A 23,077-nucleotide genomic window follows, 5' to 3' on the forward strand; every position below is an offset into this window, starting at 1 on the left:
GGAGCAACGGTGCGGATCGCCGTCGTCGGCGCCTACGGCGCGGGCAAGACCACGCTCTCGCGCGCGCTCAGCCGGATCACCGGCTGGCCGGTGGTGCCCGTCGGCCCGATGGCAGACCCGGTCCGGGGACGGCCCCTTCCGCTGGAGCGGTGCAGCCTGGCGCAGACCTTCCAGCTCACGTTGCGCCGGCACGAGGAGCGCGTCCGTGGTCAAGCCGTGCTCGGTGCTGCGTTCATCTCCGACGGCTCGGTGCTGCACGAATGGGTCTACCTCCTGACGCTCGCACGTTGGACGCTGCGCAGACCGACCGGCGATGGGCGCCACCCGGATGAGCGTCGCCAGGCAGCAGCGGTCGGACGCCTCGCCGCCTGCGCCCTCGCGGAGATGGGACAGCAGATGGGCCATCGCTACGACCTCGTCGTACGGGTCCCGGTCGAGCACACGCTGCCGTCCGGGGCGCCGATCACGGTGGAGTTCCAGCGCCAGCTGGACAGCATCACGGCGGCCGTGCTCGCGAGGACCGGTGCGCGACTCGTGCGAGCCGAGGGGACGACGACCGCGCGCGCCCGTGCGGTTGTCAGCTCGGTGGTGGTGACGCCTGGTGGATGACTGCGCGCGAACAGCTGAGTTGGGCGGGTCGTCCCGACTCACGCAGGTCACCGCCCCGGCTGCTGCCCCGCGATCTGCGCCGACTGCCCCGTCGCGCCCGGCTCGCCCGCCGGGATCGGCTCGGCGATCACCGCGGTGCCGTAGGCGCACACCTCGCTGAACTGCCCGATGGAGTCGGTGTCGAACCGCATCGCGACGATCGCGTTCGCCCCGCGCTGGGCGGCCTCCTCGGTCATGCGGCGCATCACCTCGTGCCGGGACTCGTACATGATCTTGGTGTACTCGGGGATCTCGCCGCCGCCGATCGAGCGGAAGCCCGCCGTGAAGTTGGCCCCGATGTTGGTCGAGCGCACGGTCAGGCCCATGACCTCGCCGAGCACCGCCTGGATGCGGTAGCCGGGGATCTCGTTGCTGGTCACCACGATCATGCGGCGATCGTGCCAGCACCGGCCGGTGGGCCGCGAACCCGGCGCGCAGGATCACCCGGGCGCCGGGTGCGCCGCCACCCACCCGGGCGCGGCTAGCATCGCGACGCCGGGCCCGCGGGCGCGGTGACGACGGCGGGGGCACGACGAGAGGGAGGCCCGGGTTGGGCACGTCCGAGAAGTTCCAGTACGGCGACGGTCGGTGGGGCGGCGACCTCGCGGCCACCCCGAGCCTGGCGATCGAGGTCCAGGACAGCGACATCGCGGTCATCGACTACCGGCCGGCCCCGGAGGGCCTGGGCCGGTTCTACCTCGGGTTCCAGCCGCGCGACCTGTACGACGACCCGGCCGAGAGCGAGCCGGTCGACATCGAGGCCGAGGCGGAGGCCTTCGCCACGTGGGCCGAGTCGGTGGGCGCGCTCGACGTGCAGCCGAACGAGGTCCGGCGGCTCATGGCGATCGAGGGCGAGGAGCCGGAGGACACGTTCGTCGAGGAGACGGTGGTCCGGCTGCTGCGGCTGCTCGGGCTGTCGGTGCCGAAGGGGCTCGCGGGCTAGGTAGCCGCCGGGGAGACCTCACACCCAGGTGCGCTGCGTCGTCGACAGGGCGACGCGCGGCACCCGCCGTGCGCGAGCACGAGCACGAGGAGCGAGAGATGAGGATCGCCGTCTGCGGCGGGACCGGGGTGGTCGGGCGGCACGTGGCCCGCGTCGCGGCCGAGCGGGGGCACGACGTCGCCGTCCTGAGCAGGGGAGCGGGCGTCGACGTCGCCGGCGGTCCCGACACCGCGGTGGACGCCGCGCTCGCCGGGGCCGACGTGGTGGTCGACGTGCTCAGCACGACGACGCTGTCGGCGCGGCGCGCGGTCGCGTTCTTCGAGGCGACGACGCGCCGGCTGCTCGCCGCGGAGGAGCGCGCCGGGGTGCGGCACCACGTCGCGCTGTCGATCGTCGGCGTCGACGGGATCGACGCGTCGTACTACGCGGGCAAGCTGGCGCAGGAGCGGCTGGTGGCCGCCGCGTCGGTCCCGCACTCGATCGTGCGCGCAGCGCAGTTCCACGAGTTCGCGGGGCAGATCGTCGCGCGGGCGTCGCTCGGGCCGGTGACGCTCGCGCCGCGGACGCTGACCCGCCCCGTGGCGGCGGCCGAGGTCGCTGAGCACCTCGTCGAGGTAGCCGAGGGTGGGCCGGTCGACCGCGCCCCCGACCTGGTCGGTCCCGCGGACGACACCCTGGCGGGGATGATCCGCCGCCTGTCCGCGCACGACCGCACGGGGCGCCGGGTGCTGGAGGTGCGGCTGCCCGGCGGGTACGGCGCGGGCCTGGCGTCGGGGGCCCTCCGCGGCGGCCCCGACGCGCTCCGGGGGCGCCTGACGTTCGACGACTGGCTGCGCTCGCCGACCCGAGACGTCTGACCCGCGCGCCCCGCCCCGGCAGCCTCGTGCGTCGAGCGAGCAGTCGACGCGTCGAGCGAGCAGTCGGCGAGTACTCGCTCGACGCGTCGAGTACCCCCTCGGCGGCAGGCGGGGCCGGGCGCGCTCCCCGGCGTCAGGCCTTGGCGGCCCGCGCGGCGGCCTTCGCGGCCTGCTTGGTCTCCCGGACCCGGCGCAGTGACTCCGGGTCGCGCACGTCGGCGATCGACCGCGGCACGTCGTCGGCGTAGGCGCCCGCCGCCTCCTGCCAGCCGGCGGGGGTCACCCCGCGCTGCTTGGCGAGCAGCGCCAGGAAGATGCGGGCCTTCTGGTCGCCGAACCCGGGCAGCGCCTTGAGCCGCTTCAGCACGAGCGCGCCGTCCGGGTCGCCGTCGACCCAGATCCGGGTCACGTCGCCGTCGTAGTCGTCGACCACAGCGCGGGCGACCGCCTGGATGCGGCCCGCCATCGACCCGGGGAACCGGTGCACGGCCGGGGGAGTGGCGCACAGCGCGGTGAACTCGTCGGGGTCGGCCTCGGCGATGCGCCGGACGTCGAACCCGCCCATGCGCTGCTCGATCTTGGCCGGGCCCGCGAACGCCGACTCCATCGTGACCTGCTGGTCGAGGAGCATCCCGACGAGCAGGGCGAACGGGTCGGAGTCGAGCAGGCGGTCCGCGTCGGCGTCGCCGGTCAGCCAGAGGGTCATCGCGCCATTGTGCCCGAGCGCCGCGCGCGGCCGATCTCACCCGCCGCGGGTGCCACGGGGCGTTGACCGGGCGGCGGCGCGGGCGGACCGTGGACGGGGTACGAGGGGGTACCGCCATGCGCCGCCGACTGCTCGCCCTGCTGTCCGTCCTCTCGCTGCTGCTCGGGGTCGCCGTGCTCACGGCACCCGCGGCGTCGGCCCATCCCTACTGCGGCCAGGTCTGGGGCTCGCTCGCGAAGGGCGTCCCGGGCATGTCGGCCGGCCAGCTCACGAACGTGCGCGCGGGCCGGCACGACTGCTACGACCGGCTCGTGCTGGACGTGGACCGGCCGCTCACCGCGTGGTCGGTGCGGTACGTCGACCAGGTCACGGCCGACGGCTCCGGCGCCGTGGTCCCGGTCCGCGGCGGGGCGCGGCTCGAGGTCGTCGCGCGGGTGAACGTCGTCCCGACCGACGCGTTCTTCGTCGGCGTCGGCACCGACCTCGTGAGCACCGCGGGCTACCGGACGTTCCGGCAGGTGGCCTGGGCGGGGAGCTTCGAGGGCGTGTCGACGGTCGGGCTCGGCGTGCGCGCGCGGCTGCCGTTCCGGGCGTTCGTGCTGGCCGGCCCGGGCGCCGGGTCGCGGCTGGTGGTCGACGTCGGGCACCAGTGGTGCGCGACGGGGCACACCGACTGCTGAGGGCCCGGGGCCCTCAGGGAGCGGCGGGCGCGGCGGCCGCCACCGGCGGGACGGCCGTGTCGACCGCGCCCGGGTCGCCGAGGACCGTCGACCAGCGCAGGTCCGGGCAGTCCGCTGCGGTGGCGCAGAACCGCGCGGGCTCGTGCGCGCCCCAGCCCAGCGGGATGCCGACGACCCCGAACAGGCAGCCCGCGATAGTGAGCACGGACATGACGCGTTGCCGCACGCTCATCGCCCCGCCTCCTGCCCGGCCCGTCGACATCCTGTCCCCCCACCCATCGGCGACGCACCGCTCGGGTGGAGCGCGCATCCGGGTGATCGCGAGGGGCTGACCCGGCGGACGCGCTTTGCCAGGATCGGGGGAGGACGGCCCGCGCGGAAGAGGGAGAGCACCCATGACCGAGGTCACGGAGTACGTCGCGGCGCTGCCCGACCCGGAGCGGGCGGTCGTCGCCGGGCTGCTCGACCGGGTGCCGGCGCTCGTGCCCGACGCCGAGCAGGGCACGAGCTACGGCATGGCCGCGTACCGCCACCGGGGCGGCCGCTCGTGGCGGTGGCGGTCGGACCGCGCGGGTGCACGGCGTACCCGTTCAGCTCGGACGTCACGGCCGCGGTGCTGGCGACGCTCGACGGGTTCGACGCCACCAAGGGCGGCATCCGGTTCACCGTCGACCGGCCGCTGCCCGGCGAGGCGTTCGACGCGCTCGTCACCGGCCGGCGGGCGGAGATCGACGCGGCGCTGGACCGGCGTCGCGGCTGACGGCGCGGGGGCCGGTGCCGGGGGCGAGCGTGGCCGGGCCGACGACGCCGTGCGGGCGCGTCCGAGGACGGGCGCCCGCCGGCACGCGCTCGTCGGCACCCGGTCGCCGGCGGCGGACGCGCGCGCCGCCGGGCCGCGGCCCCGCGTAGGGTGCGTCCGTGCTGCTCGGTCGGTGGGTCCTGGTCGTCCCGGTGAAGGACGCGCGGCGCGGCAAGACCCGGCTGGCCGACGTGCTGGAGCCGCGGGCGCGGGCCGCGCTGGTGCGGGCGATGGCCCTGGACACGGTCGAGGCGGTGCTCGCGAGCCCGCGCGTCGCACGGGTCGTGGTGGTGACCGCCGATCCCGAGGTGACGTCGGCTGCGGCCGCGCTGCCGCGGGTGCGCGTGCTGCCCGAGCCGCCGCCGGCGCCCGAGGACGCCGCGGGCGGCTGGGCGTCGCTCGACCGGGCCGTGTCCGCCGGGGTGGCCGCCGCCCGCGGTGAGGCGCCGACCGCGCACGTCGGGGTGCTGCTGGGCGACCTGCCCGGGCTCGACCCGGCCGAGCTCGACGCGGCGCTCGCGGCCGCGGAGGCGCACCCGCTCGCGGTGCTGCCGGACGCCGAGGGCACGGGGACGACGCTGCTCACCGCCCGGGCGGGGGCGGCGCTGCGGCCGGCGTTCGGCGGCGGGTCGGCGGCGGCTCACCGGGCGCTCGGGCACGCCGAGATCGAGCTGCCCGCGGACGCGACGCTGCGGCACGACGTCGACGTGCCGGCGGACCTGGCGGCGCTCGTCGCGCGCGGGGTCGGCGGGCGGACAGGGGCGCTGCTCCGGCGGCTGGGGCCGCTGGGCTGAGAGCCCTTCGCGTCAGTCCTCGGGCCCCAGCACGGTGATCGGCGAGTACCCCGCTCGGTCGGCCAGGCACGCCACGACCCGCTGCGCGTCATCGCGCGTCGCGCCCTCCACCAGCTGCACGGTGACGGGCGCCGGCGGCCAGACCGCAGGTGTGATCGCCGAGAGCATGGCCGGGTCGTCCCAGCAGGCCGCGGCGTCGCCGGCGACGTCCGGGCCGGCGACGACGGTCCACGGTCCGGGCTCCGCGACGACCGGGATCCGGGGGAGGCCGTCGGCGAACACCAGCACGAGAGCCGCGATCCCGCCGGCCGTCACCGCCGCCCGCACCGCCGCCCTCCGCCGTCGCATGCCGCCTCCCGGGTCCGTGGTGCTCTCGCGTCGACGGTAGCGGGGCGCTCGGCCGCGCGAGGGCGGTTCGGCGGGTCCGTCCTTACAGGCGCGCCCCGGCGCGGTGACCGGCTCGCCGCCCGGGCGCGTCAGAGCCCGACGAGCGCCAGCGCCTCCGCCGCGATCCGCGTCGTCGCCGGCACGTCCGTCATCAGCGTCGGCGCAGCCGCCGTGCGCCAGCCGTCCGCGGCCAGCTTCTCCGCGGCCTCGGCGTCGACCGTGTCCACCAGCCACGCGTCCAGCACCCCGGCGTCGGCACCGGTGCGTGCGACGTCGTCGCGGCGCCCGTAGTACCGCGCGACCGCCTCGGCCGTCGCCTCGACGCCGATCGTCGCCAGGCACTGCGCCGCCATCCCGCGCACCGGCGCGCCCCCGACGATCGGGGACACGCCCACCACCGGGGCCGCGGTCGCGGCGAGCGCCGCGCGGACCCCCGGCACGGCCAGGATCGTCGACACCGACACGACGGGGTTCGACGGCGGGACGACCACGACGTCGGCCGACGCGATCGCGTCCAGCACGCCGGGCGCCGCCTGCGCGGAGTCGAGCCCGACCTGCACGAACCGCAGCGCGGGCAGCGCGGCGCGGTGCCGGACCCACCACTCCTCGAAGTGGATCGTCCGCTCGGCTCCCGGGTCGCCGTCGGGGTCGGCGACGACGACGTGCGTCTCGACCGGCTCGTCCGCCATGGGCAGCAGCCGCACCCCCTGCTCGGCGAGGCCCCACCGGCGTGTCAGCAGCGCGGTGGCCTCGGACAGCGTGCGGCCCTCGCGGAGCCACTGGCTCCGGGCGAGGTGGGTGGCGAGGTCGAGGTCGCCGAGGGTGAACCAGTCCCAGCCGACGCCGTACGCGGCGAGGTCGGTGCTGACCCGGCTGGTCTCCTCGCGCCGGCCCCAGCCCTGCTCCTCGTGCACGGCGCCCCCGAGCGTGTACATGAGGGTGTCGAGGTCCGGGCAGACACGGACGCCGTGCAGCCACATGTCGTCGCCGGTGTTGGCGATCACGGTGACCTCGGCGGTGCTGCCGCCGCGGCCGTCGGGAAGCCGGTCGCGCAGCAGGGCGAGCAGGCCGCGGGTGAACCGGGCGCCGCCGACGCCGCCGGACAGGACGGTGATCCTCATCGTGCTCCTTCGGGGACCGGCTCGGGCCGGGGGGTGCGGGAGTCGGGGGCGTCCGGCACCGGGTCGCCGAACGCGATCACCGGCCGCCCCGTCCGCGGGTGGGTCAGCACGGCGCAGTCGACGCCGTAGACCGCGCGGACCAGGTCGGCGGTGAGCACCTCGCGCGGGTCGCCGGCCGCGACCAGCCGGCCCTCGGCCAGCACGAGCACGTGCGCGCAGTACGCGGCGGCCAGGTTGAGGTCGTGCAGCGCGGCGACCGTGGTGCGGCCGAGGTCGCGGACGAACGCCAGCAGCGACAGCTGGGCGCTGACGTCGAGGTGGTTGGTGGGCTCGTCGAGCAGCAGCAGGTCGGGCTCCTGCGCGAGCGCGCGGGCGATGTGCACCCGCTGCCGCTCGCCGCCGGACAGCGCGGACCACGCCCGGTCGGCCAGGTGCGCGGCGTCGGCGGCGGCGAGCGCGCGGTCGGCGGCGGCCTCGTCGGCGTCGGCGCCCCACAGCGTCCGGTACGGGATCCGGCCGAGCGCGACGACCTCGCGGACGGTGAGCGGGACGGTCGACGACGACTCCTGCTCGAGCAGGGCGACCCGGCGGGCGCGCTCGCGCCTCGGCACGGTGTGCACGGGGACGTCGTCGAGCAGCACGGCGCCGGCCTCGGGGTCGAGCAGGCCGGCGATCAGCCGCAGCAGGGTGGTCTTGCCGGCGCCGTTCGGCCCGAGCAGGCCGGTCAGCGCGCCGGGCGGCGGGGTGGCGTCCACGCCGTCGACGACCCACCGGCCGCCCAGCCGGGTGCCGACGCCCGCGATGCTCAGGTCCACGCCGACCCCCTCCCGCGCCGCAGCAGCACCGCGAACACCGGCACGCCGATCAGCGCCGTGACGATGCCGACCGGCAGCTCCCGCGGGTCGAACAGCGTGCGGGCCCCCGTGTCCGCCCAGACCAGGAAGATCGCGCCGACGACGGCGGCGACCGGCAGCAGCCGCCGGTGCGCCGGGCCGGTGAGCGCGGACACGGCGTGGGGGAGCACCAGGCCGACGAACCCGATCGACCCGCTCACCGCCACCATCGCCCCGGTCAGCAGCGCGACCAGGGTCATCAGCACCCAGCGGGTCCGGTCGACGTGGATGCCGAGGGCCGCCGCGGCGGTGTCGCCGAACGCGAACGCGTCGAGCCGGACGGCGGAGGCGACCAGCACCGTGCCGACGAGTACCAGCGCCCCGGCCGCGATCGCCACGCTCTGCCAGGTCGACCCGGCGAGCGAGCCGAGCAGCCAGTTGAGGATCTCCCGGTAGGAGTCGCCGGTCGCCGACCAGAAGATGACGAACGACGTCCCCGCGGCGGCGAGCTGCGACACCGCGAGGCCGGCCAGCACCGCGCGCCCGGGCGTCAGCACGCCGCCGACCCGGGCCAGGCTCAGCGTCGCCACGAGCGCGGCGAGCGCGCCGGCGAACGCCGCGACCGGCAGCAGCAGGCCCACGCCGACGACGAGCACCGCCACCGCTCCGAGCGACGCGCCCGACGACAGCCCGAGCAGGTACGGGTCGGCGAGCGGGTTGCGGGTCAGGCTCTGCATCACCGCGCCCGCGAGGGCCAGGCCCGCGCCGACCGCCGCGCCCGTGAGCACCCGCGGCAGCCGCAGCTCCCAGACGATCGCGTCGGTCAGGACCGGCACCCCGCCGTCCGCGCCCGCCGCCGGGCCGAGCCCGAGGTGGCCGGCGATGCTCCGTGCGACGTCGGCGACCGCGATGTCCGCCGGGCCGATCGTCACGCACACGAGCACGGTGGCGACGAGCAGCGCGAGGCCCACGAGCAGCGTGGGCACCAGCGGCGGCCGCCACGGGGGCCGGTTCCCGGGGGCGGCGCGCGCGTCGAGCGGACGATCCTGACCGGCACGCCGACGGCGTGTCCGGCCGGGTCGTCCACCCGGGGGCGCGGTGGTCGTCATCGGTGCGGTCAGCCCTCCAGGTCCGCGAGCTGCTCGGACAGGCTCACCACGGCGTCGGCGTTCCGGACGCCCGCCTCGGCCGCGGGGAACGGCACCGTCAGGTAGCGGTGCTCCTTGACGGCGGTGAGCTGGCTGGTGGCCGGGTTGCCCTCGAGCATCGCGATCTTGCTCTCGGCGGTGTTCCAGGTGGCGTCGACCAGCACGATGACGTCGGGGTCGGCCGCGACGACCTGCTCCCAGCCGGCCGACGTCCAGGTGTCGTGCACGTCCGCGAAGATGTTGGTCAGCCCGGCGGCGTCCATCATCATCTGGGGCGCGCCGATGCCCGCGCCGACGTACGGGGTGTCCGTGCCCGACGAGTACCAGAGCGCGGTGGTCTCCTCGGCCGGGGGCTCGACGGCGTCGAGCGCGGCCTGCTGGTCGGCGATCAGGTCCTCGGCGCGGTCCTCGACGCCGAACACCGAGGCGATCTCGCGGATCTCGTCGAACAGGCCGTCGAAGGTCAGCGGGTCCGGCATGTACCCGTCCCCCTTGCACGCGGCGGGGGAGACGTAGGTGCCGATGCCGAGGCCCTGCAGGGCGGAGCGCTCGCCGGCGCCGTCGTCGGAGAAGTTCGACTCCCAGCCCGCGTAGACGAAGTCGGGCTGCACCTCCAGCAGCGCCTCCTGTCCGGGGACCTTGTCGGACAGCACGGGGACCGCGTCGTAGGCGGCGGCGTACTCCTCGGGCACGGGGCCGTCGGCGAACGCCGTGCCGACCAGCCGGTCCTCCAGGCCGAGAGCGAGCAGCATCTCGATCGAGGTCGACTTGATCGCGACGACGCGCTCCGGCGGGCTGTCGACGGTGACCTCGGTGCCGCAGTTGTCGAGGGTGACGGGGGTGAAGCCGTCCGCGGACGCGCTCGCGGCGGGGGAGGTGCCGTCCGCGGAGGCGGTGCCGCCGGCGCAGGCGGCCAGGGCCGCGACGGCGAGGACGGCGGGCGCGACGAGGACGAGGCGGGCGGCGCGGGCGCGCCGGGCCGGGGTGCCGGTGCGGGGGGTGGTGCGAGGGGTGCTGCGCACGGGGTGGGGCTCCTGACGGGATGCGGCGACGGCGCGGGCGGGCGGGGCCGCGGCGACGTCGTCGGCGGTCCGGGCGCCCGCGTCGGACGCACGGTCCGACGGTGGACGCTGGGGGAGACGGACCCGTGGGCGACGCCGGAGGGCGTCCGCCGCTGCGGGCCGGGGGAGGGTGCACGTCGCGCCCGGTGGCCGCGCCGCCCATGCGCGGGCGACGACACCCAGGCCACATCCGGCCTGGTCCGCGACCACCCTACGCCCGCACGCGACCGCGTGGCGCGCCCCGCCGCGCTCTGCGCGCCACCCGCGCACGCCGCACACGCCGCACACGCCGCACACGCCGCGCGCGCCGCCCGCGCCGCCCGCGCCGCGCTGAGTCTCCACTTCCGGCCTGCACGCCGGCGCCGCCGCAGAGGCCTCATGTGGAGACTCGGCGACACCACCTCGCCGAGACGGCAACTCTCGGCTGTGCGGACGCTGCGCGCTGCAGCCGAGAGTTGCCATCTCGGCGGGGGCGCGGCGAGGGGGCGCGAGGGAGGAGGTGCGGCGCGCCGGGGTGCGCGCGGCGCTACGCGCCCGCGGCCAGGGCCAGGGCCGTCGCGACGCGGGCGACCTCGTCCGGGCCGCCCGCCAGGGCGCCGACCGTGATGCGGACGTGGCCCGAGCCGACCGCGTCGTCGGCGACCTCGCCCGCGCGGAACGGCCGGCCCGGCGCCACGCGGATCCCCGCCGCCGCCAGCCGGACCAGCGCGGTCGCCTCGTCGGCCACCGGCACCCACAGGTTGATCCCGTCGCCCGGCTGCACCTCGACGCCGCGCTCGGCGAGCGCCGTGGTCAGCGCCCGCTGCCGCGCGTAGTAGGTCCGGCGGGCCTGAGCCACGGCCGCCAGCGCCTCGCCGTCGTCGAGCAGGTCGGCGAGCACGTGCTGCAGCAGGCGACTGGTCCAGCCCGGCCCGAGCATCCGGCGCGCGACCACCCGGTCCAGCACCGCGGCCGGCCCGCCGACGGCGGCGATCCGCAGGTCCGGACCGTGCGACTTGGAGTACGACCGCACGTGCACGACGCGGTCCGGCAGGTGGCTGCCGAGCGACACGTCGGCGGACGACGCGATCTCGCCGGAGTGGTCGTCCTCGACGATCGTCAGCCCCGCGCCGGGCGTCGCCGCCAGGTGCCTCCGGACCACCGCCGCGAGCTCCCGGGCCCGGGTCGACGTCATCGAGACGCCGGTGGGGTTGTGCGCGCGCGGTTGCAGGACGACCACCTCCGCGCCGGTGCGCAGGGCCGCCGCGAGGGCGTCCGGGCGCAGGCCCTGGCGGTCGAGCGGCACCGGCACGCGCTCGAGGCCGAGCTGGTCGCACAGGTCGAAGATCGGCGGGAACGACGGGTCCTCGACGACGACCCGGTCGCCGAACCCCGCGAGCTGCTCCAGCGTCCGGCTCATCGCGTCCACCGCGCCGTCGACGACCGTGACCCGCTGCGGCGTGAACGGCCAGGACGCGCGGAGCAGGCGCTCCAGCGGCTCGACGACGGGCGCGCCCAGGTAGGACCCGGTGCCCGCCGCGGGGGTGGCCGCGGCGACCCGGGCCAGCGCGCGCCCCAGCGGGGGCAGCAGCGCGGGGTCGGGGGTGCCGGCGGACAGGTCGATCGGCGGGCCCGGGCGGCGGGTCGGCGCGAGGGGCGCGGACGGCGGTCCCGACGGCGCGCCGGGAGCGTCCGGGTGGACCCGCGGCTTCCCGGCGGACGCCGGTCCCGGCGTGCCGACCCCGACCCCGGCCCCGACCCCGGCCCCGACCCCTCCGAACCCGGCCCCGGGCAGCCCCGCCCCGGTGTCCGACCGCCCGCCCGCCGCGAGGTCCCGGTACCGCGGCGGCAGCCACGACGCCGGCTCCGGCAGCACGACCGTCCCCGCCCGCCCGCGCGACGCCACCAGCCCGACGGCGGCCAGCGCCTGCCACGCCCCGCTGACCGTCGCGGGGCTCACCCCCAGGTCGGCGGCGAGCCGCCGGACGGTGGGCAGGCGGTCGCCCGGCCGCAGGTCGCCGCTGCGCACCAGGCGCGAGACGGCGGCGGCGATCCCCCGGGGACTGCGGTCCTCCACGTGCTGGGCCACGTCCATGGGCGTCATCGTGCCCCCGCGCGACCCCCGCACGGCCTGCCCCGGACCCCGGCGCCGCAGTGTTTACAGCCCCGTCATCGACGTTCTCGGGGTCGTTACGGGCAGAAACGCCGCAGAAATGTTCAACCCCCACAGTCACATTCCCATCGGGCCCTCGCGGCCCGGTCCCAGCACCCGGCATCACCCACTGCGGAGGTCCCTCATGTCAGTCGTGCGCGTCGCCTTCACCCAGGCCACCTGGACCGGCGACAAGGAGTCGATGATCCAGCTGCACGAGGACTGGACGCGCAAGGCCGCGGCCGAGGGCGCGCAGGTCATCGGCTTCCAGGAGCTGTTCTACGGCCCGTACTTCGGCATCACGCAGGACACGAAGTACTACGAGTACGCCGAGACGGTCCCGGGCCCGACCACCGACCGGTTCAGCGCGCTGGCCAAGGAGCTGGGCATCGTGATCGTGCTGCCCATCTACGAGGAGGACCAGCCGGGGGTGCTCTACAACACCGCGGCGGTCATCGACGCGGACGGCACCCTGCTCGGCACGTACCGCAAGCACCACATCCCGCACCTGCCGAAGTTCTGGGAGAAGTTCTACTTCCGGCCCGGCAACCAGGGCTACCCGGTGTTCGAGACCGCGGTCGGGAAGATCGGCGTGAACATCTGCTACGACCGGCACTTCCCGGAAGGCTGGCGGGTGCTCGCGCTGAACGGCGCGGAGATCGTGTTCAACCCGAACGCCACCGCCCCCGGCATCTCGAACAAGCTGTGGGCGGTCGAGCAGCCGGCGGCGGCGATCGCGAACGGGTACTACGTCATCGCGAACAACCGCGTCGGGCTCGAGGACAACGAGTACGGCGACGAGGCGGTGAACTTCTATGGCTCGTCGTACGCGGTCGGTCCGGACGGCAACTACGTGGGCGAGGTCGGCTCGACGACCGAGAACCAGCTGCTGATCCGCGACCTCGACCTGGACGTCATCCGCACGACCCGCGAGCGGTGGCAGTTCTTCCGCGACCGCCGGCCGGACGCCTACGGGCCCATCGTGGCGCCGTGAGCGGAGGACGAGGCATGAAGACCCTCATCACCGGCGGCACCGTCGTCAACGCGACCGGCCGCGGCGCCGCGGACCTGCTGATCGACGGCGAGACCATCGTCGCGCTGCTGCAGCCCGGCTCGACCGCCCTCGGCGTCGACCTGACCGCGACGGTCGACCGCGTGATCGACGCGACCGGCAAGTACGTGATCCCCGGCGGCATCGACGCGCACACGCACATGGAGATGCCGTTCGGCGGCACGTTCGCGTCCGACACGTTCGAGACCGGCACCACGGCCGCGGCCTGGGGCGGGACGACCACCATCGTCGACTTCGTGGTGCAGTACCCGCACGAGAACCCGGTCGACCAGTACGCGCTCTGGCACCAGAAGGCCGCCGGGAGCTGCGCGGTCGACTACGCGTTCCACCAGATCCTGTCCGACGTGCAGGACTCGTCGCTGCACGCGATGGACGAGCTGATCGCGGAGGGCGTCACCAGCTTCAAGCTGTTCATGGCCTACAAGGGCGTCTTCCTGTCGGACGACGGGCAGATCCTGCGGGCCATGCAGAAGGCGTCCGACAGCGGCGCGATGATCATGATGCACGCGGAGAACGGGTCGGTCATCGACACCCTCGTGCAGCAGCACGTCGCCCGCGGCGAGACCAGCCCGTACTACCACGGCGTCTCCCGGCCCTGGCAGGCCGAGGAGGAGGCGACGCACCGCGCGATCATGCTCGCCGACCTCACCGGGGCGCCGCTGTACATCGTGCACGTCTCGGCCAAGCAGGCGGCCGAGCAGATCGCCCAAGCCCGGGACCGCGGCCAGAACGTGTTCGGCGAGACCTGCCCGCAGTACCTGTACCTGTCGCTCGAGGACCACCTCGGCGCGACCAGCGAGCAGTGGGGCGACTTCGAGGGCGCGAAGTACGTGTGCTCGACGCCGCTGCGGTCGAAGCACGAGGGCCACCAGCACCAGATGTGGAACAGCCTGCGCACGAACGACCTGCAGCTCGTGTCGACCGACCACTGCCCGTTCTGCATGAAGGACCAGAAGGAGATGGGGATCGGCGACTTCTCGAAGATCCCCAACGGCATCGGCTCGGTCGAGCACCGGATGGACCTGCTGTACCAGGGCGTCGTCACCGGCGAGATCAGCCTGGAGCGCTGGGTGGAGATCTGCTGCACCACCCCGGCGCGGATGTTCGGCATGTACGGCCAGAAGGGCGTCCTCGCGCCCGGCGCCGACGCCGACGTCGTGGTCTACGACCCGAACGGGCACACCTCGATCGGCGTCGGGAAGTCGCACCACATGGCCATGGACTACTCGGCCTGGGAGGGCTTCGAGGTCGACGGCCACGTCGACACGGTGCTGTCCCGCGGCGAGGTCGTCGTCGACGGCGGCCTGTTCCTCGGCCGCGCCGGCCACGGGAAGTACGTCAAGCGCGGCCTGTCCCAGTACCTGATCTGACGACCGGCCCCACCCGACCCCCCGCACAGAAGGAGGCACACCCATGGAGTTCGGCGTCGTCCTGCAGAACGACCCGCCCGCCTCGAGGGTGGTCGACCTGGCCCGCCAGGCGGAGACCCACGGGTTCGACTACGTCTGGACCTTCGACTCGCACCTGCTCTGGCAGGAGCCGTTCGTCGTGTTCTCCCAGATCCTCGCGGCCACCCGCAAGGTGATCGTCGGGCCCATGGTCACCAACCCGGCGACCCGGGACTGGACCGTGCTGGCGTCGTCGTTCGCCACGCTCAACGAGATGTACGGCAACCGGACGGTGTGCGGCATCGGCCGCGGCGACTCGGCGGTGCGCACCCTGGCGGGCAAGCCGTCCAACCTGGCGACGCTGCGCGAGTCCATCCACGTCATCCGCGAGCTCGCGAACTCCCGGCCGGTCGAGCACAACGGCCGCAAGGTGCAGTTCCCGTGGTCCCGCGGGTCGGCGCTCGAGGTGTGGGTCGCGGCCTACGGGCCGCTGGCGCTCAAGCTGACCGGCGAGGTCGGCGACGGCTTCATCCTGCAGTGCGCGGACCCGGACGTGGCGTCCTGGATGATCCGCACCGTCCGCGACTCCGCCGAGGCGGCCGGGCGCGATCCCGACGCCATCAAGTTCTGCGTCGCCGCCCCGATGTACGTCGGCGACGGCGACTCCCCGGCGGCCCGGGCGCACATGCGCGAGCAGTGCCGGTGGTTCGGCGGCATGGTGGGCAACCACGTCGCGGACATCGTCGCCAAGTACGGCCAGGGGTCGCAGGTGCCGAAGGCGCTGACCGACTACATCGAGGGCCGGCAGGGCTACGACTACAACGAGCACGGCCGCGCCGGGAACTCGCACACCCAGTTCGTCCCCGACGAGATCGTCGAGCGGTTCTGCCTGATCGGGTCCCCCCGCGAGCACGTCGAGAAGCTGCAGGCGCTGCGCGCGCTCGGGGTCACCCAGTTCGCCGGTTACCTGCAGCACGACAACAAGGACGAGACCCTGCGGATGTACGGCGAGCGGGTCATCCCGGCGATGGCCGAGCACGTCGTGGCGACGGCATGACGACGGGGGTCGCGGGCCCGGGAGTCGCGGAGGCCGGGGACGCGGCGGTCGTCGCGCCGTCGGCAGCCGCGCTCGCACCGGCCGCCCGCCGGACCCGGACGCTGCCCGCGCCGCTCCGCGCGCTCCGCCCGGTCGCCCTCGGCCTCGCCGCCCTGGTCCTGCTCGCCGCGCTGTGGGAGCTGGTCAAGGCCGTCGTCCCCGAGGACGGCTGGAGCGTCGGCGAGCTCCGCGTCCTGCCGCGCACCACCGACCTCGCGATGCCGCACGTGACCGAGATGCTGGCGCGGCTCGGCGAGCCGCTCACGTCCCAGCCGGGCGCCGACCCGCTGTGGCTCGCGGTGCTCCGCGCGGGTGGCGCCAGCCTGCGGATCGCCGCGGTGTCCTGGGTGCTCGGCGTGGTCGTCGGGTTCGCGCTCGCCCTGCTGATGACCCGGTTCCGCGTCGCGCGGTCCGCGGTGCTGCCGCTGGTCGTGCTGAGCCAGACCGTCCCGCTCATCGCGCTCGCCCCCCTGGTGAAGGGCTGGGGCTCGAAGCTCGAGCTCGGCTTCACCTGGGAGCCGTGGATGTCCGTCGCCGTGATCGCCTCGTACCTGGCGTTCTTCCCGGTCGCGGTCGGGGCCCTGCGCGGCCTCACCTCGCCCGACACCCTGCACCGCGAGCTGTTCGCCGGCTACGCCGCCTCCTGGTCCCAGGAGCTGGTCCGGCTGCGGCTGCCCGCGAGCGTGCCCCACCTGCTGCCCGCCCTCCGCCTGGCGGCCACGAGCGCCGTGCTCGGCGTCGTCGTCGCGGAGGTCTCGACCGGGATGCCCGGAGGTATCGGACGCATGATCCTCGAGTTCGCCAACTTCGCCAGCAGCGACCCCGCCAAGCCGTGGGCGCCGATCTTCGGGGCGGTGCTGCTCGGCCTGGTCGCCTCCGGGGCGGTCGCGCTGCTCGGCACCGCGCTGCGCCGGTTCCGCCGGGCGGAGGCGGCGGCGTGACCGCGCCGACCGCCGCGGGGGCGCCCGGTGCCGCGCCCGCCGGGCCGACGGCCACCGCCGCAGCCGTCCAGGTCGCCGGCGTCGGCCGGGTGTTCCCCGGCGAGGGCGGCCGGTCCGTCACCGCCCTGGAGCACGTCGACCTCACGGTCGGCGCGGGCGAGTTCGTCTCGCTGATCGGCCCCTCCGGCTGCGGCAAGTCGACCCTGCTCCGGCTGGTCGCCGACCTGGACCGCCCGACCTCCGGCTCGATCGCCGTCTTCGGCAAGCCGGCCGAGCAGGCCCGGCTCGGCCACGACTACGGCATCGCGTTCCAGCAGGCCGGCCTCCTGCCGTGGCGCACCGTCCGCGCCAACATCGAGCTGCCGCTGCAGCTGCACGGCGTCGGCCGCGGGGCCCGCCGGGAGCGCGCGGACGAGATGCTGGCGCTGGTCGGGCTGACCGACTTCGCCGACCACTTCCCGGACCAGCTGTCCGGCGGCATGCAGCAGCGCGTCGCGATCGCCCGGGCGCTGGCCGAGCGGCCCAGCCTGCTGCTGATGGACGAGCCGTTCGGCGCGCTCGACGAGATGACCCGCGAGCGGCTGCAGTCCGAGCTGGTGCGGATCTGCGCGGAGACGCAGGCGGCCGTGGTGTTCGTGACCCACTCGATCCCGGAGGCGGTGTTCCTCTCGGACCGCGTCGTGGTGATGTCGGCCCGGCCGGGGCGGATCGCGGGGATCGTCGACGTCGGGCTCGGTCGGTCGGGGTCGCGCGACGACGGGCTGCGCGAGGACGAGGCGTACTTCCAGGCGGTCACGGCGGTGCGCGAGGCGCTGCACGGCGGATCCGAAGTCCCGAGCCGCGGGGTGGAGACGCGGTGAGCGCCGCGTCCTGGGGCCACCGCGCCGCGCCCGTCCTGCTGCTCGCCGCGCTGGTCGCCGCGTGGCAGGCCGTGGTGACGCTCGGCGACGTCCCGCCGTTCCTGCTGCCCAGCCCGGCGGCCATCGCGGGCGAGTTCGCCGAGTTCCTGCCGACGATCGCCTCGGCCGCGCTCGTCACCGGCACGAACGCGCTGGTCGGCCTCGTGATCGGCGCGGTGGTGGCGATCGCGGCCGCGATCCTGGCCTCCGCCGTGCGCGCCGTCGACCTGCTGCTGGACCCGGTGGTCGCGGGGCTCGCGGTGCTGCCGGTCGTGGCGCTCGCCCCGGTGCTCTACACGATGTACGGCGCCTCGGTGGAGACCGGGCGGCAGATCGTGGTGGCCGTCGCGGTCGGGGTGCCCGTGTTCGTGAACACGCTGCGCGGGCTGCGGCAGGTCCGGCCCGTGCACCGCGACCTCATGCGGGCGTACGCGGCCACGCCACGGCAGGCGACCCGGGCCGTGACGATCCCGACGGCCCTGCCGTTCGTGTTCACCGGCCTGCGGCTCGCGTCCTCGCTCGCGGTCATCTCGGCGATCGTCGCCGAGTACTTCGGCGGTCCGCGGTCGGGCATCGGGTCGTTCATCACCACGGCCGCGGCGGGGTCGAACTACGCCCGCGCCTGGGCGTACGTGCTCGGCGGCGTGCTCGTCGGGCTGCTGTTCTACGGGGCCACCTCCGCCGTCGAGCGGTGGGGGACCCGCGGGGTGCGCCGGACCTGACCGCCACACCACCACACGTCCCGCGCCCGGGGGTCGGCGCGGGCCGGCACCACCCCGCCTGCCGACGGCGCCAGGAGGGCCCTCCCGTGATGCGACGACAAGGGGACGACATGAGGAACACCACCAGGCGGGCCCGCCTCGGGCTCGGGGCGCTCGGCGTCGTGGCGGCGCTCGCGCTGACCGCGTGCGGCGGCTCGGACGACACGGCCGGCGGCGGGTCGACGGAGTCGGCGGGCGGCGGCGACGGGGACCTGACCCCCGTCAAGCTCCAGCTGCAGTGGCTCACGCAGGCGCAGTTCTCCGGCTACTACGCCGCGCTGGACCAGGGCTTCTACGAGGACGCCGGCCTCGACGTCGAGATCATCCCGAGCGGCGGCGACATCGTGCCGCAGGACGCCCTCGCGAACGGCGAGGTCGACTACGCGATCGCGTGGGTGCCGAAGGTGCTCGGCTCGATCGAGCAGGGCGCCGACATCACCAACGTGGCGCAGATCTTCGAGCGCTCCGCCACCCTCCAGGTGTCGTTCGCGGACGCGGGGATCGACTCGGTCGCGGACCTCGAGGGGAAGACGATCGGCTCCTGGGGCTACGGCAACGAGTGGGAGCTGTTCGCGGGCCTCAACAAGGCCGGCGTGACGGACTTCGAGATCGTGCAGCAGGCGTTCGACATGAACGCGTTCCTCGCGGGCGACATCGACGCGGCGCAGGCCATGACCTACAACGAGTACGCCCAGCTGCTCGAGACCGAGAACCCCGACACCGGCGAGCTCTACCAGCCCGAGGACTTCTCCGTCATCGACTGGAACGACGAGGGCACCGCCATGCTCCAGGACGCGATCTGGGCGGACGCCGGCCGGCTGGCCGACGACCCGGAGTACGCCGAGACGACGGTCGCCTTCATCAAGGCCTCGATCCAGGGCTGGATCTACGCCCGGGACAACCCGCAGGAGGCCGCCGACATCGTCACGGCCGCGGGCTCGACCCTCGGCACCAGCCACCAGCTCTGGATGACCAACGAGGTCAACAAGCTCATCTGGCCGTCGACGTCCGGCGGCATCGGCCTGATCGACGAGTCCGCCTGGGACGCCACCGTCGAGATGGCCAAGGAGACCTCCAACGAGACCGGCGCGACGATCATCAGCGCCGACCCGCCGGAGACCGCGTACTCCAACGAGTACGTGCAGCAGGCGCTGGACGAGCTCGAGGCCGAGGGCGTGGACGTCGAGGGCGCGGACTTCGAGCCCCTGACCGTCGAGCTCCAGCCCGGCGGCAACTGACCGGGCCGGGGCGGCGGCGTCCGCCGTGCCGCCGCCCCGACCCCACCACCCCTCCCCACGGAAGGCCCGCACCCATGACCGCACTCGACGCCGACGGCGCGCTCGCCCTCGAGCTCGACCGCGCGCACGTGTTCCACTCCTGGTCCGCCCAGGGCGCGCTCGCCCCGCTCGTCGTCGCCGGCGCGTCCGGCTGCGAGGTGACGCTGGCGGACGGCCGCACCCTGCTCGACTTCAGCAGCCAGCTCGTCAACACCAACATCGGCCACCAGCACCCGCGGGTCGTGGCGGCCATCGCCGAGCAGGCCGGGCGGCTCGCCACCATCGCCCCGTCGCACGCCGTGCTGCCGCGGGGCCGGGCCGCCGAGGCGATCCTCCGGCACGCGCCGGAGGGCTTCTCGAAGGTGTTCTTCACGAACGCCGGGGCCGACGCCAACGAGAACGCCATCCGGATGGCGCGCCTGGTCACCGGCCGGGACAAGGTGCTGTCGGCCTACCGGTCGTACCACGGCAACACCGGCGCGGCCGTGGTCGCGACCGGCGACTGGCGGCGCGTGCCCAACGAGTACGCCCGCGGGCACGTGCACCACTTCGGGCCCTACCTGTACCGGTCGGAGTTCTGGGCCACGACGCCCGAGGAGGAGGGCGAGCGGGCGCTGCGGCACCTGGCGCGGGTCGTCGAGTCGGAGGGGCCGGCGTCGATCGCGGCGATCCTGCTGGAGTCGATCCCGGGGACGGCGGGCGTGCTGGTGCCGCCGCCCGGGTATCTCGCGGGCGTCCGGGAGATCGCGGACCGGCACGGCATCCTGCTGATCCTGGACGAGGTGATGGCCGGGTTCGGCCGCACCGGGTCGTGGTTCGCGTTCGACCAGCACGACGTCGTGCCCGACCTGGTCACGTTCGCCAAGGGGGTCAACTCCGGGTACGTGCCCGCGGGCGGGGTGCTGATGTCCGACCCGGTCGCGCACGCGTTCGACGACCGGGTGTTCCCCGGCGGGCTCACCTACTCGGGCCACCCGCTCGCGATGGCGGCGGTCGTCGCGACCATCGAGGCGATGGAGGACGAGAAGGTCGTCGAGAACGCCGCCCGGATCGGCACCGACGTGCTGGCGCCGGGGCTCGCGGCGCTCGCGGACGCCCACCCGTCGGTCGGCGAGGTCCGGGGGACCGGGGTGTTCTGGGCGCTGGAGCTGGTCACGTCGCGGTCGACGCGCGAGCCGGTCGCCCCGGCGGCGATGGGCGCGGTCAAGACCGGCCTGCTCGACCGGGGGCTGCTGCCGTTCGTGCAGGACAACCGCATCCACGTGGTCCCGCCCTGCGTCGTCACGGACGCCCAGGTCGCGACCGCCCTGGCGGCGTACGACGAGGTCCTGGCGGACCTGGACGCCACCCTCTGACCGCGTACCCCGCCGCCGGTCGTAGGGTCGATCCGGCACCACCCCCGCACCACCGAGAGGACCACCCCGTATGTCCGAGACCGCCACGCCCGCCCTCCGCGCCGTCGTCACCGGCGCCTCCAGCGGGATCGGCGCCGCGACCGTCCGCCGGCTCCGCGCCGAGGGGTGGGACGTCGTCGCCGTCGCCCGCCGAGCCGACCGGCTCGAGGCCCTGGCCGCCGAGACCGGCGCCGAGCCGTTCGTCGCCGACCTCACCAGCGACGACGACGTGGCGCGCCTGGCCGCGCACGTGGCGGAGACCGGCGGCCTCACGTCCCTGGTCAACAACGCGGGCGGCGCGCTGGGCCTCGACCCGGTCGCCGACGCGGACGTCGAGGGCTGGCGCCGGATGTACGACATCAACGTGCTCGGCACCCTGCGGGTCACCAAGGCGCTGCTCCCGCTGCTCAAGGCCAGCGGCCGGGGCGACGTCCTGGTCGTCACGTCGACCGCGGCCATCGGCCCCTACGAGGGCGGCGCGGGCTACACCGGCGCCAAGCACGCCGAGCGGATGCTCACCACCACGCTGCGCCTCGAGCTGATCGGCGAGCCGGTCCGGGTCATCGACATCGCGCCCGGCGCCGTCGCGACCGAGGAGTTCTCGCTCGTTCGGTTCGGCGGCGACGCGGAGCGCGCGGCCAGGGTCTACGAGGGCTACCAGCCGCTGCTCGCCGAGGACATCGCGGACGTCATCGCGTTCGCCCTCACCCGGCCGCACCACGTGAACATCGACACGCTGGTCGTCCGGCCGCGGGCCCAGGTGTCGAACACCCAGACCGCGCGGTCCTGATCGCGCACCGGCGCGGGCACGGGGTGGCAGCATCCCAGGTGTGCTGAACCACCTCGCGCTCGTGCCCGGCAGCGCGCCGGAGCACGGCGTGCACTTCTGGGAGCCGACGGTCGACGGCGTACCCGTCCGCCGGCTGCTGCGCTTCGACGACCCGGAGGACGTGGACCTGGACGTCGAGGGTCTCGGGCCGGCGGGGGACAACCTGCCGGTCTTCGTTTGCCGGCGACCGACGCCGTGGGTCGACGACGTGCTCGCCCTGCTGGGCGAGCGTCCCGCCGCCCGGCTCGACGCCGGCCGGGTCCCTCTGTTCGTCTGCCGGGCGTGCGGGGACCTCGAGTGCGGCGCGATCACGATGCGCGTCGAGCGGGACGCGAGCACCGTGGCCTGGCGGGACTTCCGCTGGGAGACCGGGCCGGACGACCCCGACGACCGGGTCGTGGTCCCCGGCGGCCCGTTCGTGTTCGACCGGGCCCAGCACGACGGCGAGGTGCGGCGGTTCGTCGACAGCGAGGAGGCGGAGCGCGCCGCGCTCCCGGTGCCGGCCGGGTCACGGTCGGGCGGGCGACGCACGTGGCGGCGCTGGTGGCGCCGGGGCTGAGCGGTCGGGTCCGACCAACCGCCCCGGCGGATGTACCGCGCGACCCACGGCGACAGCGCGAGCAGGATCAGCGCGAACGCCAGCGCCACGGCGCCGATCCCGCCGAAGTACGTCCACCGCGGTCATCGGCCCGGTCCTGATCACCCACGGGCGCGGGCGCGGGGTGGCAGCATCCGGAGCATGCTGGACCGCCTCGCGCTCGTGCCCGGCAGCGCGCCCGAGCACGGCGCGTTCTTCTGGGAGCCGACCGTGGACGGGGTGCCCGTCCGCCGGCTGCTCCACCTGGGCGTCCGCGGGCTCGGTCCCGTCGCGGAGTACGTGCCGGTCTTCGTGCACAGCTGGCCCTTCCCGTGGGTCGGTGACGTGCTCGCGCTGCTGGGCGAGCACCCCGCCGACCAGCTCGACGACGGCCGCGTGCCGCTGTTCGTCTGCTCGGCGTGCGGCGACACCGGCTGCGGCGCGATCGGCATGCGCCTGGAGCGGACGGGCACCACGGTGACCTGGCGGGACTTCCGCTGGGAGACGGGCCCGAACGGCCCGGCCGACGACGACCCGGTCGTGGTCCCCGGCGGCCCGTTCGTGTTCGACCGCGCCCAGCACGACGCCGAGGTGCGGCGGTTCGTCGATACCTACGACGCGGAGCGGGCCGCCCTCCCGGCGACTGTCGAGCTGCGTGAGCGGAGGGCGGGCGGCCGACGCACGTGGCGGCGCTGGTGGCGCCGGGGCTGAGCGGTCGGGTCAGACCACCCGCCC

Annotated in this window: 26 protein-coding genes; 17 read left to right on the top strand and 9 right to left on the bottom strand. The window is 75.3% G+C overall.

Annotated features, from left to right (window positions below; genetic code table 11):
* Positions 1-9 precede the first annotated feature (9 nt).
* Positions 10-609, top strand: coding sequence for an AAA family ATPase (locus tag KVT14_RS01415; protein ID WP_217614029.1), 600 nt, complete (start codon positions 10-12; stop codon positions 607-609).
* 47 nt (positions 610-656) lie between these two features.
* On the opposite strand, the gene KVT14_RS01420 is transcribed toward KVT14_RS01415, so the two are convergent.
* Entirely contained in the window at positions 657-1,037 is a 381-nt protein-coding gene (locus tag KVT14_RS01420; protein ID WP_166943435.1) for a YbjQ family protein, read from the bottom strand.
* A gap of 161 nt (positions 1,038-1,198) precedes the next feature.
* Here KVT14_RS01420 and KVT14_RS01425 point away from each other — a divergent pair, with 161 nt between their 5' ends.
* Entirely contained in the window at positions 1,199-1,591 is a 393-nt protein-coding gene (locus KVT14_RS01425; protein WP_217614030.1) for a hypothetical protein, read from the top strand.
* A 98-nt stretch (positions 1,592-1,689) separates the two neighbouring features.
* Positions 1,690-2,448: an NAD(P)H-binding protein gene (locus KVT14_RS01430; protein WP_217614031.1), complete on the top strand. Its 759-nt coding sequence runs from the start codon at positions 1,690-1,692 to the stop codon at positions 2,446-2,448.
* A gap of 133 nt (positions 2,449-2,581) precedes the next feature.
* On the opposite strand, the gene KVT14_RS01435 is transcribed toward KVT14_RS01430, so the two are convergent.
* Positions 2,582-3,154, bottom strand: coding sequence for an HhH-GPD-type base excision DNA repair protein (locus KVT14_RS01435; RefSeq protein WP_217614032.1), 573 nt, complete (start codon positions 3,152-3,154; stop codon positions 2,582-2,584).
* A 116-nt stretch (positions 3,155-3,270) separates the two neighbouring features.
* Here KVT14_RS01435 and KVT14_RS01440 point away from each other — a divergent pair, with 116 nt between their 5' ends.
* Positions 3,271-3,834 (top strand): hypothetical protein, encoded by a 564-nt coding sequence (locus KVT14_RS01440; protein ID WP_217614033.1) that lies wholly within the window; start codon positions 3,271-3,273, stop codon positions 3,832-3,834.
* A gap of 13 nt (positions 3,835-3,847) precedes the next feature.
* Here the strand turns inward: KVT14_RS01440 and KVT14_RS01445 are convergent, their stop codons facing one another.
* Positions 3,848-4,045 carry a hypothetical protein gene (locus tag KVT14_RS01445; RefSeq protein WP_217614034.1) on the bottom strand — a complete coding sequence of 66 codons (198 nt, stop codon included), beginning with the start codon at positions 4,043-4,045 and terminating at the stop codon, positions 3,848-3,850.
* A 342-nt stretch (positions 4,046-4,387) separates the two neighbouring features.
* On the opposite strand from KVT14_RS01445, the gene KVT14_RS01450 reads away from it, so the two are divergent.
* Positions 4,388-4,594, top strand: coding sequence for a hypothetical protein (locus KVT14_RS01450; protein ID WP_217614035.1), 207 nt, complete (start codon positions 4,388-4,390; stop codon positions 4,592-4,594).
* A 158-nt stretch (positions 4,595-4,752) separates the two neighbouring features.
* Entirely contained in the window at positions 4,753-5,427 is a 675-nt protein-coding gene (cofC, locus tag KVT14_RS01455) for a 2-phospho-L-lactate guanylyltransferase (protein WP_217614036.1), read from the top strand.
* Positions 5,428-5,439: 12 nt separating this feature from the next.
* On the opposite strand, the gene KVT14_RS01460 is transcribed toward cofC, so the two are convergent.
* The 6 genes from KVT14_RS01460 to KVT14_RS01485 all read right to left on the bottom strand — a co-directional run bounded on the left by KVT14_RS01460 (position 5,440) and on the right by KVT14_RS01485 (position 12,051).
* On the bottom strand, positions 5,440-5,775 hold the full coding sequence (locus tag KVT14_RS01460; protein WP_217614037.1) for a hypothetical protein: 336 nt from the start codon (positions 5,773-5,775) through the stop codon (positions 5,440-5,442).
* Between the two features lie 128 nt (positions 5,776-5,903).
* The gene (gene cofD, locus KVT14_RS01465) at positions 5,904-6,935 is read right to left on the bottom strand and encodes a 2-phospho-L-lactate transferase (protein WP_217614038.1); all 1,032 of its coding nucleotides are present in this window, start codon (positions 6,933-6,935) and stop codon (positions 5,904-5,906) included.
* Positions 6,932-7,750 (bottom strand): putative F420-0 ABC transporter ATP-binding protein, encoded by an 819-nt coding sequence (locus tag KVT14_RS01470; protein ID WP_217614039.1) that lies wholly within the window; start codon positions 7,748-7,750, stop codon positions 6,932-6,934. Before KVT14_RS01470 ends, cofD begins: the two co-directional genes overlap by 4 nt.
* On the bottom strand, positions 7,741-8,754 hold the full coding sequence (locus tag KVT14_RS01475; protein WP_308160816.1) for a putative F420-0 ABC transporter permease subunit: 1,014 nt from the start codon (positions 8,752-8,754) through the stop codon (positions 7,741-7,743). Before KVT14_RS01475 ends, KVT14_RS01470 begins: the two co-directional genes overlap by 10 nt.
* A gap of 131 nt (positions 8,755-8,885) precedes the next feature.
* On the bottom strand, positions 8,886-9,833 hold the full coding sequence (locus KVT14_RS22190) for a putative F420-0 ABC transporter substrate-binding protein (RefSeq protein WP_254630233.1): 948 nt from the start codon (positions 9,831-9,833) through the stop codon (positions 8,886-8,888).
* 670 nt (positions 9,834-10,503) lie between these two features.
* Complete coding sequence (locus tag KVT14_RS01485; RefSeq protein WP_217614042.1) at positions 10,504-12,051, bottom strand: PLP-dependent aminotransferase family protein; 1,548 nt, start codon at positions 12,049-12,051, stop codon at positions 10,504-10,506.
* 202 nt (positions 12,052-12,253) lie between these two features.
* Between KVT14_RS01485 and KVT14_RS01490 the strand changes: the two genes are divergently transcribed.
* From KVT14_RS01490 to KVT14_RS01540, 11 genes are all read left to right on the top strand, one after another.
* Positions 12,254-13,102: a nitrilase-related carbon-nitrogen hydrolase gene (locus tag KVT14_RS01490; RefSeq protein ID WP_217614043.1), complete on the top strand. Its 849-nt coding sequence runs from the start codon at positions 12,254-12,256 to the stop codon at positions 13,100-13,102.
* 14 nt (positions 13,103-13,116) lie between these two features.
* On the top strand, positions 13,117-14,550 hold the full coding sequence (hydA, locus tag KVT14_RS01495) for a dihydropyrimidinase (RefSeq protein WP_217614044.1): 1,434 nt from the start codon (positions 13,117-13,119) through the stop codon (positions 14,548-14,550).
* Positions 14,551-14,593: 43 nt separating this feature from the next.
* A complete protein-coding gene (locus KVT14_RS01500) occupies positions 14,594-15,625 on the top strand; it encodes a TIGR03842 family LLM class F420-dependent oxidoreductase (protein WP_217614045.1) in 1,032 nt (343 codons plus the stop codon).
* Positions 15,622-16,605 carry an ABC transporter permease gene (locus tag KVT14_RS01505; RefSeq protein WP_217614046.1) on the top strand — a complete coding sequence of 328 codons (984 nt, stop codon included), beginning with the start codon at positions 15,622-15,624 and terminating at the stop codon, positions 16,603-16,605. The genes KVT14_RS01500 and KVT14_RS01505 overlap by 4 nt, the downstream gene beginning before the upstream one ends.
* Positions 16,602-17,465 (top strand): ABC transporter ATP-binding protein, encoded by an 864-nt coding sequence (locus KVT14_RS01510; RefSeq protein ID WP_217614047.1) that lies wholly within the window; start codon positions 16,602-16,604, stop codon positions 17,463-17,465. Before KVT14_RS01505 ends, KVT14_RS01510 begins: the two co-directional genes overlap by 4 nt.
* The gene (locus KVT14_RS01515) at positions 17,462-18,226 is read left to right on the top strand and encodes an ABC transporter permease (protein ID WP_217614048.1); all 765 of its coding nucleotides are present in this window, start codon (positions 17,462-17,464) and stop codon (positions 18,224-18,226) included. The genes KVT14_RS01510 and KVT14_RS01515 overlap by 4 nt, the downstream gene beginning before the upstream one ends.
* Positions 18,227-18,336: 110 nt before the next feature.
* Entirely contained in the window at positions 18,337-19,503 is a 1,167-nt protein-coding gene (locus tag KVT14_RS01520; RefSeq protein ID WP_217614049.1) for an ABC transporter substrate-binding protein, read from the top strand.
* A gap of 74 nt (positions 19,504-19,577) precedes the next feature.
* Complete coding sequence (locus tag KVT14_RS01525) at positions 19,578-20,897, top strand: aspartate aminotransferase family protein (protein WP_217614050.1); 1,320 nt, start codon at positions 19,578-19,580, stop codon at positions 20,895-20,897.
* A 70-nt stretch (positions 20,898-20,967) separates the two neighbouring features.
* Positions 20,968-21,726 carry an SDR family oxidoreductase gene (locus KVT14_RS01530; protein WP_217614051.1) on the top strand — a complete coding sequence of 253 codons (759 nt, stop codon included), beginning with the start codon at positions 20,968-20,970 and terminating at the stop codon, positions 21,724-21,726.
* Positions 21,727-21,766: 40 nt separating this feature from the next.
* Positions 21,767-22,324, top strand: a complete 558-nt coding sequence (locus KVT14_RS01535) for a hypothetical protein (RefSeq protein ID WP_217614052.1) — start codon at positions 21,767-21,769, stop codon at positions 22,322-22,324.
* Positions 22,325-22,504: 180 nt separating this feature from the next.
* Positions 22,505-23,053: a hypothetical protein gene (locus KVT14_RS01540; RefSeq protein WP_217614053.1), complete on the top strand. Its 549-nt coding sequence runs from the start codon at positions 22,505-22,507 to the stop codon at positions 23,051-23,053.
* The last annotated feature ends 24 nt before the right edge of the window (positions 23,054-23,077 follow it).

This window comes from Cellulomonas sp. GbtcB1 (assembly GCF_019091725.1).
Lineage (GTDB): Bacteria > Actinomycetota > Actinomycetes > Actinomycetales > Cellulomonadaceae > Cellulomonas.